Annotated in this window: 12 protein-coding genes; 9 read left to right on the top strand and 3 right to left on the bottom strand. The window is 37.8% G+C overall.

The features are described 5' to 3' along the window. Positions 1-18: 18 nt before the first annotated feature. The gene (purH, locus tag AC4GZ8_RS16045; RefSeq protein WP_491082901.1) at positions 19-1,557 is read left to right on the top strand and encodes a bifunctional phosphoribosylaminoimidazolecarboxamide formyltransferase/IMP cyclohydrolase; all 1,539 of its coding nucleotides are present in this window, start codon (positions 19-21) and stop codon (positions 1,555-1,557) included. A gap of 290 nt (positions 1,558-1,847) precedes the next feature. Then, a complete protein-coding gene (gene purD / locus AC4GZ8_RS16050; protein WP_491082902.1) occupies positions 1,848-3,116 on the top strand; it encodes a phosphoribosylamine--glycine ligase in 1,269 nt (422 codons plus the stop codon). Here purD and AC4GZ8_RS16055 read toward each other — a convergent pair. Together AC4GZ8_RS16055 and AC4GZ8_RS16060 are read right to left on the bottom strand one after the other, a co-directional pair. Beyond that, positions 3,097-3,258, bottom strand: coding sequence for an EYxxD motif small membrane protein (locus AC4GZ8_RS16055; RefSeq protein WP_491082903.1), 162 nt, complete (start codon positions 3,256-3,258; stop codon positions 3,097-3,099). The genes purD and AC4GZ8_RS16055 overlap by 20 nt on opposite strands. Positions 3,259-3,435: 177 nt before the next feature. Further along, a complete protein-coding gene (locus AC4GZ8_RS16060) occupies positions 3,436-3,711 on the bottom strand; it encodes a YgaP family membrane protein (RefSeq protein ID WP_491082904.1) in 276 nt (91 codons plus the stop codon). A gap of 108 nt (positions 3,712-3,819) precedes the next feature. On the opposite strand from AC4GZ8_RS16060, the gene AC4GZ8_RS16065 reads away from it, so the two are divergent. From AC4GZ8_RS16065 to AC4GZ8_RS16095, 7 genes are all read left to right on the top strand, one after another. Then, on the top strand, positions 3,820-5,553 hold the full coding sequence (locus AC4GZ8_RS16065; protein ID WP_491082905.1) for an adenine deaminase C-terminal domain-containing protein: 1,734 nt from the start codon (positions 3,820-3,822) through the stop codon (positions 5,551-5,553). A 37-nt stretch (positions 5,554-5,590) separates the two neighbouring features. Beyond that, positions 5,591-6,637 (top strand): DUF3048 domain-containing protein, encoded by a 1,047-nt coding sequence (locus AC4GZ8_RS16070; protein WP_491082906.1) that lies wholly within the window; start codon positions 5,591-5,593, stop codon positions 6,635-6,637. Between the two features lie 20 nt (positions 6,638-6,657). Beyond that, positions 6,658-6,975 carry a YerC/YecD family TrpR-related protein gene (locus AC4GZ8_RS16075; protein WP_491082907.1) on the top strand — a complete coding sequence of 106 codons (318 nt, stop codon included), beginning with the start codon at positions 6,658-6,660 and terminating at the stop codon, positions 6,973-6,975. A 324-nt stretch (positions 6,976-7,299) separates the two neighbouring features. Further along, positions 7,300-7,998: a heptaprenylglyceryl phosphate synthase gene (gene pcrB, locus AC4GZ8_RS16080; protein ID WP_491082908.1), complete on the top strand. Its 699-nt coding sequence runs from the start codon at positions 7,300-7,302 to the stop codon at positions 7,996-7,998. A gap of 93 nt (positions 7,999-8,091) precedes the next feature. Continuing rightward, positions 8,092-10,314: a DNA helicase PcrA gene (gene pcrA / locus AC4GZ8_RS16085; protein WP_491083059.1), complete on the top strand. Its 2,223-nt coding sequence runs from the start codon at positions 8,092-8,094 to the stop codon at positions 10,312-10,314. Between the two features lie 29 nt (positions 10,315-10,343). Then, the gene (gene ligA / locus AC4GZ8_RS16090; protein ID WP_491082909.1) at positions 10,344-12,350 is read left to right on the top strand and encodes an NAD-dependent DNA ligase LigA; all 2,007 of its coding nucleotides are present in this window, start codon (positions 10,344-10,346) and stop codon (positions 12,348-12,350) included. Between the two features lie 54 nt (positions 12,351-12,404). Beyond that, complete coding sequence (locus tag AC4GZ8_RS16095; RefSeq protein ID WP_491082910.1) at positions 12,405-13,589, top strand: CamS family sex pheromone protein; 1,185 nt, start codon at positions 12,405-12,407, stop codon at positions 13,587-13,589. Between the two features lie 123 nt (positions 13,590-13,712). On the opposite strand, the gene AC4GZ8_RS16100 is transcribed toward AC4GZ8_RS16095, so the two are convergent. Continuing rightward, positions 13,713-14,126 carry a hypothetical protein gene (locus AC4GZ8_RS16100; RefSeq protein WP_491082911.1) on the bottom strand — a complete coding sequence of 138 codons (414 nt, stop codon included), beginning with the start codon at positions 14,124-14,126 and terminating at the stop codon, positions 13,713-13,715. Positions 14,127-14,434 lie beyond the last annotated feature (308 nt).

The raw sequence follows: 14,434 nt of genomic DNA on the forward strand, positions 1-14,434 counted from the left end.
GCATAGAGGTGAGGAATCATGTCAGTAAAACGTGCACTTGTTAGTGTGTCAGATAAAGCAAATCTTGTTCCTTTTGTGAAAGAACTAATTGAACTAGGTGTTGAAGTCATTTCAACTGGTGGAACAAAATCATTACTAGAAGAAAATGGACTAAATGTTATTGGAATTTCAGAGGTCACAGGCTTCCCGGAGATTATGGATGGACGTGTTAAAACCCTACATCCTAATATCCATGGCGGATTATTAGCTGTGCGTAACAATCCTAGTCATATGAATCAGTTAAAGGAAAATAACATTGAAACAATTGATATGGTTGTGGTGAATCTTTACCCGTTCAAAGAAACCATTTCTAAACCAGATGTTCAATTCCAAGATGCGATTGAGAACATTGATATTGGCGGACCTTCTATGCTTCGTTCTGCTGCTAAAAACCATGAAGATGTCACAGTTGTTGTTGATCCGGCAGATTATCAAGCTGTACTAGATGAGCTTAAAGCTTCTGGTGAAGTTTCATTAGCACAAAAGCAACGCTTAGCAGCAAAAGTATTTAGACATACAGCTGCATATGATGCCTTAATTGCTGAATTTTTAACAAAAACAATTGGAGAAGAAAATCCAGAAACGGTCACATACACATTCGAGAAAAAGCAATCATTACGTTATGGCGAAAACCCACACCAAAGTGCGACATTCTATCAAAAACCATTTGTCCCAACAGCTTCAATTGCAAATGCAAAACAATTACATGGGAAAGAGTTGTCTTTCAATAATATTAAAGATGCTGATGCGGCACTACAAATCGTGCGTGAGTTTACTGAGCCGGCAGCGGTTGCTGTTAAGCATATGAACCCATGTGGAGTTGGCGTTGGAACATCAACATATGAAGCATTTACGCGTTGCTATGAGGCAGATCGAACTTCAATCTTCGGTGGGATTGTTGCATTGAATGAAGAAGTTGATGTTGAAACAGCCAAGCAATTACATGAAATTTTCCTAGAAATTATCATTGCTCCATCTTTTAGTCAAGAAGCATTGGATGTTTTAACAAGCAAGAAAAACCTGCGTTTATTAACAATTGACGTAAAAGCACCATCTAAACCCGATAAAGTTCTTCAATCTGTACACGGTGGGTTACTTGTACAAGACGAAGACACACTATCACTTGATGATGTGGAAGTAACAATTCCAACAAAACGTGAGCCTTCTGAAGAAGAGTGGAAGGATCTTAAACTAGCTTGGAAAGTAGTGAAACATGTTAAATCAAATGCGATTGTCTTAGCAAAGGATGAAATGACAATTGGCGTTGGTGCTGGTCAGATGAACCGTGTTGGTGCAGCGAAAATCGCTATTGAACAAGCTGGCGTTAAGGCGCAAGGAAGTGCGCTAGGTTCAGACGCATTCTTCCCGATGTCTGATACAGTAGAAGCAGCTGCAAAAGCAGGTGTAACAGCGATTATCCAACCAGGCGGTTCGATCCGAGACGAAGATTCCATTCGAATGGCTGATGAGTATGGCATTGCAATGGTATTCACAGGAGTACGTCACTTTAAACATTAAGAACAAAAGCGCAAGCGCCTTGATCAGCCTAGGGCAATAAGAGGCAAATGAATAGAAGACGTTTTTAGTCTTCAATTCATTTGTAGCTTATGACTTCGAGGGGTTAGGCGCTGGCAGTCAAAACACGTGACGTCCTGTCGCACTGACTGCACTTGCACATCCTTTTGCTTCGGAGCTGGATGTCAAAGCGCTTATCAACAGTTCAAGAATTTTATAAATTCCTAAACAATGAATATGGAGCCAGTTGAACTGGCTCTTGTATGTTTTAAAAACAAGAGCGGGGTGTAAACATGAAAGTACTGATTATCGGGCAAGGCGGACGTGAGCATGCATTAGTATGGAAGGCGGCACAAAGTAAACTTGTAGAGGAAGTCTTTGTTGCACCTGGTAATGATGGAATGGATGAGCTGGCTACAAGAGTAGACATCAGTGAAACGGATAACCAATCATTGATTTCTTTTGCTAAAGAGAAAAAGATCGATTTAACAATTGTTGGTCCGGAAGTTCCTTTACTTAATGGAATTGTAAATGATTTTGAAGCTGCAGGCTTGAAAATATTTGGCCCAAGAGAAGAAGCTGCACTTATTGAAGGTAGTAAAAACTTTGCTAAAGAACTCATGATTAAATACAATATTCCGACAGCTGAGTATCAAACCTTCACAGATGTGGAAAAAGCAAAGGCCTATATTCAAGAAAAAGGAGCACCAATTGTCATTAAAGCAGATGGGTTAGCTGCTGGGAAGGGTGTAACTGTTGCTGAAACACTTGAGGTAGCGTTAGATAGTGTGACAGATATGCTTGAAAATGCAAAATTCGGTGATGCATCAAGTTCTGTGGTCATTGAGGAATTTTTAGCTGGAGAAGAGTTTTCATTAATGGCATTTGTTAAAGGTGAAAAAGTCTTTCCAATGGTCATAGCTCAGGATCATAAACGTGCCTATGATAATGATGAAGGGCCAAACACTGGTGGAATGGGTGCTTATTCTCCGGTACCGCAAATTCCTGAAGAAGTTGTTGAAACTGCGATTGAAACGATTTTAAAGCCAGCGGCAAAAGCACTTGTCACTGAAGGACGTTCATTTACAGGGATTTTATATGCCGGACTAATTTTAACAGCAAATGGTCCAAAGGTCATTGAATTTAATGCACGTTTCGGTGACCCTGAGACACAAGTTGTTTTACCACGATTGGAATCTGATTTAGTAGAATCATTATTAGCGATTCTAAACGACGAACCTGTCGAGTTAAAATGGTCTGAGCAAGCAGTACTTGGAGTAGTTCTTGCTTCAAAGGGTTATCCAAATGATTATGAAAAAGGACTACCAATTGGCACTCTTACTGAGAAACATGAGGAAGCCGTTATCTTCCATGCAGGAACGAAAAAAGTTGAAGAGCAGTTTGTCAATAATGGAGGACGTGTGCTTGTTGTATCAGGATATGGTTCAACAATTCAAGATGCACAAAAACAAGCATATGAACTAGTTGAACAAATATCAGCCCCTGCATTGTTCTACAGAAAAGATATTGGAAATAAAGCCATTAAGCACGTCGTTTCTTAATATAGACATAAGCCAAAGCAATAATGCCTCCAACTAAGGCTATGAGAATAAAAGACATATCTGTTAAATATTCTAAAAACATATGAAACACCTCCGGATAGAATATGGGGCTGGCTTGTGCCAGTCCCATTTTTTTAATCATTATGGAAATTTTGTACTTAGTTTTAGTGTCTAGCTCCAGGCGCCCAGCAACTAGTGAACTTCACACTCCTCCTTACGATAAGTCAACATCGAATCGCTATCGCTCTTCGTGTTTCCTTTATCTCATACGGAGTGCTCCAGTTCATACGTTGCTAACGGGAGCCTTCCGCTTTTCTAATTAAGAAGGATTATACGTAACCTCTTCCACATCCCCATCAAAATAATCTTCATCATCGTCTTCAAAGAAATAGCTGTTTCTATTTTCGAAAAGGTATGTGATTGGACAGAAACGAAGAATTCCTTCTCCAACCTTCATAGCACCAAGAATAATCGCGATAAGATAGGCATCTCTCCAAGGTTTCTTACAATACTTTGAAGTAGCCCATGCTAAAACAGAAAAACCACACGTTATTCGAATAAGCGCATTTACAATCCCTATATTTGGTCTAAACATGATAATCCCCCTAATTGTCATAAAATTGAAATAAAATCTTTAATGCGTTAATAAATTCCATATGTTAACATAGTATCTAAGTAGTAACTAGAAAATGGAGGGTCTTTTATGCCCGAACAATGGAAAAACAGTCAGATACGTAAACAAATAGAGGTATTAACAAACGACTTAGCACCTACAGTTGTTCTGAAAGATGCAACCTATCTTAACTCATACTTAAGGCAATGGATGAAAGCTAATCTCTGGATTTATGAAGATCGAATCGTTTATGTGGGTGATAATTTACCTGAACAGACTTCAGACATGGAAATAATTGATTGCACTTCCAAGGTGATTGTTCCAGGTTATATTGAGCCGCATGCTCATCCATTTCACTTATATAATCCCCAGTCATTAGCAAAGTATGTGTCACAAACAGGAACAACAACATTCATAGGTGATAACCTTTTTCTACTTTTACAGTCCAACAAAAAGAAAGCGCTTACTTTTATTGATGATATGAAAAAGCTGCCGTACCATTTTTACTGGTGGGCTAGGTTTGATTTGCAAACAGAGGTACATTCTGAGGAAAAGGTCTTTTCTCATGACTTTGTCCGAAAATGGTTGGAACATAAGGCTGTTCTTCAAGGCGGAGAATTAACAGGATGGCCGAAGCTTGCTGATGGAGATGATTGGATTCTATATTGGCTACAGGAAACAAAGAGAAAGGGAAAACGTTTGGAAGGTCATTTTCCAGGGGCTTCTGAAAGAACACTGATGAAAATGAAATTATTTGGAATCGATAGTGATCATGAATCAATGACAGGTAAAGATGTGATGAATCGATTGAAAATGGGATATACAACTGCGTTAAGGCAATCATCTATCCGCCCGGACCTCGAGAAATTAATAAAAGAAGTACAGGATGCGGGGCTTAAAGTATATGATCATTTATATTTCACAACAGATGGTTCAACACCAATGTTTTATGAAAATGGAATGATCAATAAATGTATAGACATTGCATTAGACTGTAATGTCCCTGCAATTGATGCCTATCATATGGCGTCCTTTAATATTGCTCGATATTATCAGTTAGAAGATCGTATTGGAGTGATTGCTCCAGGTCGTGTGGCAACATTAAACATACTTGAAAATATTGATAATCCTGATCCTCTATCGGTAATGTCAAAAGGTAAATGGCTCCTTAAAAACAAAGAGGTTCAACGATTTAAGGATGATGTTGATTGGGGGCAATACGGTTTAGAGCCTGCTGAAATAACATGGGATCTGCAAATTGATGATCTTCAGTTTTCTATGCCAATGGGAATGAAAATGCGCAATGCTGTAATTATGGAGCCTTATTCTGTTACGATTGACAGCTCTAGTAACGATCTTTCAGAACATCACGATGAAAGCTTTTTAGCATTAATTGACCGTAATGGTGAATGGAGGGTTAATACTGTTATAAAAGGTTTCTCTAAAAAAGTGCAAGGTTTTGCTAGTACCTATTCAACAACAGGTGATATTATTGTTATCGGAAAAAACAAAAAAGAAATGCTAGCAGCTTTTACGAAAATGAAAGAAATTGGCGGAGGGATTGTTTTAGCAGAGAATGACCGCATCATATTTGAGATGCCATTACTGTTAAACGGCGGGGCTTCTAATGAGGCTCTTGAAAAGGTCATTACAAAACAAAAGGAACTAAGTCTCATGTTAAAAGAGCGGGGCTATCCATTTGATGATCCAATTTATTCTTTGCTTTTTTTATCGGCAACTCATTTACCATATATCCGAATCACCCCAAGAGGCATTTTTGATGTGATGAAAAAAACGGTACTCTTTCCGTCTATAATGCGTTAAAATATAAAAGTGGAAAACGAGATAAGGTTGTGTTAGCTTGAGGAATGTAAAATATGTGATAGCCATTTTATCATTGTTAGTTATTGTGGGTGCCTGCAGTAATGATGAATCACAAGAGCAAAATACTCCTAATAGTGACGAAGTTTCCGAACAAGTAGATGAACCAGCAGTCGAAGTAATTGAAGAAAGCGTTGTCTCACCTTTAACGGGGTTAAAAGGAGACGAACAAAGTCTGGCACAACGTCCAGTGAGTGTGATGGTGAATAATCATCCCGCTGCAAGGCCGCAATCAGGCTTAACAAAGGCTGACATTGTGTATGAAGTCTTAGCTGAAGGTAGTGTTACTAGATTTTTAGCTATTTATCAAAGTGAAATCCCGGATATCATTGGACCTGTAAGAAGCGCCAGGCCCTATTATATTGATTTAAGTAAAGGATATGATGCACTTTATGTCGCTCATGGCTATAGTCCAGATGCGTTAGAAATGCTATCAAGCGGGGAAGTGGATTCCCTTAATGGGATGGAATATGACGGCACGCTTTTCTGGAGAGCTACCCATAGAAAAGCACCACATAACTCCTATATATCAAAAGAAAATATTTTAGAAGGTGCTGTTTCTAATCAATATGAAATTGCGGCTGAAGTGGAGCCCATTGATTTCTTAACTGAAGAAGAAGTGCAAAAGCTAGAGGGGAAACAAGCAAACAAGTTTGTTATTAAATATGACAAGTCTCAAACCTGGAATGCAACTTATGAGTATAATCAAACTGAGAAGATCTATAATCGATATAGCGGCAATCAACAATCAGTTGATCTTGAGAGTGAAGAACCAGTCGAACTTTCAAATGTTTTTGTAGTAGAAATGAAGCACAACATAGTTGATAACTATGGAAGACGTGGAATTGATTTGACGTCTGGAGGAAAAGCGTTCTTGCTTCAAAATGGTTTGATGCAAGAGGTAGAATGGGTAAATAAAGATGGTAGAATTCTCCCTGTAAAAGACGGGAACATCATAAAGTTTGTACCGGGAAGAACATGGATTCATATTGTACCAAATCTAGATATGTTTTTAATTCAATCGTAAGAACAAAAGGAGAATGATATATGCAAATAGAAAAGCTTCGCGGAAAAGAGCTTGATCAGCTATTTCAATCTATTTTATCCTTAAAGGATCTTGAGGAATGCTATCGTTTTTTTGACGATTTATGTACAGTTAATGAGATCCAATCGCTAGCACAAAGGCTTGAAGTTGCCAGAATGCTGCGTGAAGGATATACGTATCATAAAATTGAAACAGAAACAGGGGCAAGCACAGCTACTATTTCTCGAGTAAAGCGTTGTTTGAATTATGGAAATGATGCGTATACAATGGCATTGGAACGTGTTCATGGTAACAAAGAATCAGATGACGAAACTGAGTAATGATAAAACACCGCAAAATTGCGGTGTTTTTCTTTGCACAAAGAAAAGATAGTATAAAATTTGTACTAGTGTCTAGCTCTGAAGCACAGGACATGCAAGTATCAATCATGGAGATTGATGTCACGTATCTTCACTGCAAGCCCCCGACAACTTGCGAACTTCACACGCCTTCTTATGATAAGTCAACATCTACGCTTGCGCCTTCTTAAGTAAGAATAAATCATTCATTTAAAACTTCAAGGATCTTCCTTCTGTTTTAAGTTTTTTGCTAGCAGGTAATTTGCTATAATAGGGAAATGGATGTTTTGAATGGAGGAATCCAGTATGTACGATATTACCGAGTGGAAGCATGTGTTTAAGCTCGATCCTGATAAAGAAATAAATGATGAAGATTTAGAAAAGATTTGTGAATCTGGTACAGATGCCATTTTAATCGGTGGAAGTGATAATATCACAGAGGATAATGTATTGAATTTAATGTCGAGAATTAGACGATATCTTATCCCTTGTGTTTTAGAAATTTCAACAGTAGAATCGATTATCCCTGGTTTTGATTTGTACTTTATTCCAACTGTATTAAATAGTAAAAAAACAAAATGGATGATGGAGCTTCATCAAGAAGCTGTTAAGGAATATGGCGAGATCATGAATTGGGATGAAATACTTGTCGAGGGCTACTGTATTTTAAATCCTGCATGTAAAGCTGCAGCTTTAACAGAGGCAAATACGGATTTATCAATTGAAGATGTGAAAGCTTACGCCCGCGTAGCTGAGAATATATACCACCTCCCGATTTTCTATCTAGAGTATAGCGGTAAATTGGGGGATATTTCTGTTGTAGAGCAAACAAAAAAAGTGCTTGATAAGACAAAGCTTTTCTATGGCGGCGGGATTAAAACCCCTGATCAGGCAAAGAAATATGCTCAATATGCAGATGTGGTTGTAGTTGGAAATGTTATTTATGAAAATCTGCCTGAAGCATTGAAAACAGTTGATGCTGTAAAAGGATCTATTAAAAATTAATTCTTTTTATATGATTAAATCACCTTGTTGTTGAAGGTTTATTATAATAACGATAAAATAGAACGTATGTTTGTGTAAAGGATGGTGAGGATGTTGCAATTTTTATCAAATCAGTTACTAACAGGTTTGAATGATATGCAACAAAAGGCGGTAAAAACAACAGACGGACCTTTATTGATTATGGCAGGTGCCGGCAGTGGTAAAACGAGGGTGTTGACACATCGTATTGCATATTTAATGACAGAAAAACAGGTTGCGCCTTGGAATATATTGGCGATTACGTTTACGAATAAGGCAGCACGCGAGATGAGAGAGAGGATTCAAGGAATTCTAGGTTCCGGCGGAGATGATATTTGGATTTCTACTTTTCACTCAATGTGTGTAAGGATTTTACGACGAGATAGTGACAGAATGGGAATAAACCGTAACTTTTCCATTCTTGATACGACAGATCAATTGTCAGTCATAAAATCAGTTTTAAAAGAAAAAAATCTTGATCCTAAAAAGTATGATCCAAGAAGTATACTAGGATCTATTAGTAGTGCCAAAAATGAACTAATAACACCAGAAGAATTTGATAATCAAGCAGGAAGTCATTACGAGCAAATCGTAAGTGATATTTACAAGGATTATCAAAAGAAACTCCGAAAAAACCAGTCACTTGACTTCGATGACCTTATAATGACAACCATTCAATTATTTCAACGTGTTCCTGAAGTGCTAGAGTCATATCAGCGGAAATTCCAATATATACATGTTGATGAGTATCAAGATACGAACCGAGCACAGTATATGCTTGTAAAGCTTTTAGCTGCAAGATTTCAAAACTTATGTGTAGTAGGGGACTCTGATCAATCGATCTACCGTTGGCGTGGTGCAGATATTGCCAACATTTTATCCTTTGAAAAAGATTATCCTCAAGCAAATGTCATTTTATTAGAACAAAACTATCGTTCAACAAAGCTTATATTAGAAGCTGCAAACGAAGTGATTAAACAAAACTCAAATCGCAAACCGAAGAAGCTTTGGACTGATAATCCGCAAGGGGCAAAAATTACGTACTACCGTGCTGATAGTGAGGCAGCAGAAGGACAATTTGTTGCAGGGAAAATAAAGCAGCTAGTTGATTCAGGACAAAGAAAGCTTTCTGATATTGCCATTCTTTATCGTACAAATGCACAATCTCGTATTATTGAGGAAGTTTTGTTAAAGTCGAATTTAAATTATACGATTGTTGGAGGCATTAAGTTCTACGATCGAAAAGAGATTAAGGATTTACTTGCTTACCTTCGTTTAATCGCTAATCCTAATGACGATATTAGTTTAGCACGTATTATTAATGTACCGAAACGTGGAGTCGGCTCAACATCTTTTGATAAGATTGCGAACTACGCGATTGACAATGACTTATCTTTATTCCAAGCTCTCGATGAAATTGAGCAAATTGGGGTAAGTGCAAGAGTCATCAATGCAATGGTAGAGTTTCGTGAATTAATTCGTAACCTGGGTAATATGCAGGACTATCTTTCTGTTACAGAGCTTGCAGAGGAGATTATCGAAAAATCAGGTTATAGAGATATGCTGAAGCAAGAAAAAACGCTTGAAGCTCAAAGTCGTTTAGAAAATATCGATGAGTTTCTATCTGTTACCCAAACCTTTGAGAAACAAAATGATGACAAAAGCCTTGTTGCCTTTTTAACTGACTTAGCTCTAGTATCTGATATCGATAAGCTTGATGAAGAAGAACAAGAACAAAGTGATGCACTTGTTTTAATGACATTACACTCTGCAAAAGGACTAGAGTTCCCAGTTGTCTTTTTAATAGGACTTGAGGAAGGGGTATTTCCACATAGCCGTTCTTTAATGGAAGAAGATGAGATGGAGGAAGAACGTCGTCTAGCATATGTAGGTATTACAAGGGCTGAGCAAGAGCTATATCTAACAAATGCTCAAATGCGTACATTATTTGGTAGGACGAGCATGAACCCAGAATCACGATTTATCTCAGAAATTCCTAGTGAGTTAATTGAGAACTTAAATGAACAAGCTAAAAAAGCTGCTCCATCATTTAGTGCTGCCCGCAGACAGGAGAAGCGTCCACCAGTAACAAGACCTGTTGTCACAACAACCTCCACTGGTGGAGATGAGGTTTCTTGGGCAGTTGGAGACAAAGCCGAACATAAAAAATGGGGAATTGGTACGGTAGTAAGTGTAAAAGGAACCGGCGAGGGAAAGGAATTGGATATTGCGTTTCCTAGTCCGGTCGGGATTAAACGTCTCCTTGCTAAATTTGCTCCTATTAATCGTGTAAACTAAAGTTACGGTAGAAAGGATTGGACATCTGAATGGATAAACAATCAGCAACAAAGCGAGCTCAAGAGCTTCATGAGTTATTAAACACTTACAATTATGAATATCATGTTTTAGACAATCCGAGTGTTCCTGATTCAGAATATGATCGACTCATGCAAGAACTTTTAAAGCTTGAGGAAGAGTTTCCTGAAATGAAAACACAAGACTCTCCGACCCAAAGGGTTGGAGGTGTTGTGTTAGAAGCCTTTCAAAAGGTTGTTCATCGTACACCTATGTTAAGTTTAGGGAATGCATTTAATGAACAGGACTTGCGGGATTTTGATCGAAGAGTCAAACAAGCGGTTGGAGATGATGTACAGTATGTTGTTGAATTAAAAATAGATGGATTGGCTGTTTCTCTTCGCTATGAAAATGGCTATTTTGTTCAAGGTGCAACACGTGGAGATGGAACAACGGGTGAAGATATTACGGAAAATTTAAAAACCGTTCGCTCGATACCGTTAAAGCTTAAATCGGATGTGTCTTTTGAGGTGCGCGGTGAAGTATTTATGCCGAAAAAATCTTTTGAAAAATTAAATGAACTCCGATTAGCTGCTGAGGAAGAGCCGTTTGCAAATCCACGAAATGCTGCGGCAGGTTCAATTAGACAACTGGATCCTAAGATTGCTGCCAAGCGAAATCTCGATATCTTTGTGTATAGTATCGCTGATCTAGGCGGAACTGGAATTGAAAGACATAGTGAAGCACTTGATTTCCTTGAAAATGAAGGCTTTAAAACAAATAAGGAACGTAGAAAATGTGAAAGCATTGATGAAGTGATCACTCTGATCGAAAATCTCCAAGAAAAACGTGCAACACTCCCTTATGATATTGATGGAATTGTTATTAAGGTAGATTCCTTAGCTCAGCAGGAAGAGCTTGGATTCACTGCGAAAAGTCCCCGTTGGGCTGTTGCATATAAGTTTCCAGCTGAGGAAGTCATGACAAAGTTACTTGATATTGAATTAAGTGTTGGAAGAACAGGTGTTATCACACCAACAGCTATATTAGAACCAGTAAGGGTTGCTGGTACAACCGTTCAGCGTGCATCTCTACATAATGAAGATTTGATTAGAGAAAAAGATATTAAAATCGGTGATACAGTTGTCGTCAAAAAAGCAGGTGACATCATACCAGAGGTTGTAAATGTTCTGGTGGAACACCGTACCGGTGAGGAAAAGGAATTTACAATGCCGACACATTGTCCGGCTTGTGAAAGTGAGCTAGTAAGAATTGAAGGAGAAGTCGCACTTCGATGCATCAATCCGCAATGTCCTGCTCAAATCCAGGAAGGCCTTATTCACTTTGTTTCTAGAAATGCGATGAATATTGATGGTCTTGGAGAAAGGGTTGTTTCTCAATTATTCCACGCAGGGTTAATTAAAGATGTGGCAGATTTATATCGATTAACAAGAGAGCAGCTATTGCAGCTTGAAAGAATGGGTGAAAAGTCTACAGATAACCTATTACAAGCCATTGAGCAATCTAAGGAAAACTCACTTGAAAGGCTTCTTTTTGGCTTAGGGATTCGTCATGTGGGGGCAAAAGCGGCTAAAACATTGGCTCAACAATTCGAAACCATTGAAAAGCTCCAGCAAACTTCAATGGAAGAGCTTGTAGCCATCAATGAAATCGGTGAAAAAATGGCGGATGCGATTACGACGTATTTCCAAAACCCGGATGTCCAGCACCTTATAACAGAATTACAAGCACTAGGTGTTAACACAACCTATAAAGGTCCAAAGCTAGTAAAAGCAGAAGATAGTGATTCTTATTTTGCTGGAAAAACGATTGTGTTAACAGGGAAGCTGGAGCAATTATCAAGAAATGAAGCGAAAGAAGGCATTGAAGCTCTTGGTGGAAAAGTTACTGGAAGTGTTAGCAAAAGCACAGATCTTGTCATAGCTGGTGAGGCTGCAGGAAGTAAATTGAAAAAAGCTGAAGAGTTAAATATTGAAGTGTGGAATGAAGCTCAATTGGTAGAAGAGTTAAACAAATAATCGTCAAAACCAGTCCTAGCGAAATTGGATAAAAATAAGAGGTGTGGACTTACATTGAAAAAGAAACTAGTTATGGTGCTAACAGGTTTGTTGTTGTTAACGGCTTGTGCACCTAATTTCGGAGAGCAAGAGGAAATCGTACAGGAAACCGAGGATGAATCAAAAGAAACAGCGATTATTCCAAAGTACAATATTTCAGATTCATACTACAAAATGATCCTGCCATTCAAGCAAGGGGAAGCAAGAGGGTTAGTTTCTCAACAACTAAATACTCGACTAGATATTGATGAATTTGAAACAGGATTAATGAGAGTTGCTCAGGATACATTTGCACCAGATAAATATCTATACCAAGAAGGTCAATATTTAAAAGGTGACGTAATTACAAGTTGGTTAAGAAGAAAACTAACAGGGGAAGCCCTTGCACAAGCAAAAGCTGAAGCAAAGGAAAATGGTGAGGAGTTTGTGGATTTAGGCTTAAACCCCGCTTTATCTGGTGAAGGTGGATTAGAAAAACAAAATGCAGAAAACCCGATTTACTTAGCCCATATGCTTGAGCATAACTATTTAGTACGTGAAGGTGATACAGTTGAGCTTGGCGGGGTTGTTATTGGGTTAGCCATGAATTCTGTCCATTATTTTAATCAAGAGGATGGATACGCTAGAGAGCACAAAATTAGTAGAAGTGAAATTTTAGAAAAGGGAAAAGAGATTGCACAAGAAGTGACGAATCGCCTTAGAAATACAAATGGTTTAGAAAATGTCCCGATTGTTATTGCCATATACGAGCAAGAAAAGAAGTCTTCTATTGTACCTGGTAATTTTATTGCTAAAACGACTGTAAAGCAGGGGACGAACACTTTAGGGAAATGGGAAGCAATAAACGAGGATTATTACTTCTTTCCATCAACAGAAGCAACCAATGACTATAGAGACGATGCTCAAATGTTTAATCGCTTTAAGCAGGATATCGAAGAGTTTTTCCCAAATTACACAGGGGTCATAGGAAAGGCCTTCTATAAAAATGATGAGCTAAACTATTTAGATATTGAGATTCCAATGCAGTTTTATGGGAAAGCAGAGGTTGTGGCATTTACTCAATTTGTTACAGGAAAAGTGATGGAATACTTCCCGAGCTATATGACACTTGAAGTTAATATCATGTCAACATCCGGCCAGGAAGCACTTGTATTAAAAGAGCCAAACCAAGAGGAGCTAACGGTTCATATTTATAAATAATGAAAAAAGCTTGGATGGAAAATCCAAGCTTTTTTAGTATAGAAGTGAAAAGTACTTCCTGCTTATAATAAAAGTAAAATAGAGACTATTACATATCCTTCGGTTTTATCTAATAACTCATGCTTACCCATTCCAATACAGACGATCATTTTGCGTATGCTCATAATTAGAGATTTCATCCTCAATGGGTTCCTCTAACGGTTTAGTTTCATTCTGTAGCGGTTGGAGGTGAGTATGACTTATTTTCTCAATTGAACCATTGGTTGTTAAAGCATCAATTAATTGAGATGTGAGATCATTTCTTTTTTCATATGCATTTAAAAAGGCGACGAGAGCAATAATAATGCCTCCGCCTATTAAAGCCATTAAATAAGGTCCGAGCGAGCTAACCATTTGAAGTATCATGAATTGAACAGAACCACCATACATTTCTCTTTCTGTTTCAACAGCTTTAAACGTTAAAGAAATATGATTTATCAATCCAACTGTACCTAGGAGTATTAATACCCCGCCAAAACCGATTAGGAATTTCTTCATTACACCACTCCTGACAAGATGATCTTGTCCAATTTTACCATATAACTAGCAATGCCTCCAGAAAATAGAAAAAGCATACATCAATTCAGACAAGTGAATGGAGAAAAATAAAATATTATATCATGAAATTCTATGCCCTAAAAGACAAAAATCTTCAAAATGATTGCGCAAAAACACGATTATTGCGAACTTAATTTTATAAATTTTTATGAATAGATATAATCTATAATAGGATATGTTGCCTATATAATGCGTTTTTGTGTATAAATATTCATGCAGAGAGTTATATTAAAAACAGAAAATTGTTC

It is taken from the genome of Metabacillus sp. RB-C-LZQ-3-1, assembly GCF_058315175.1.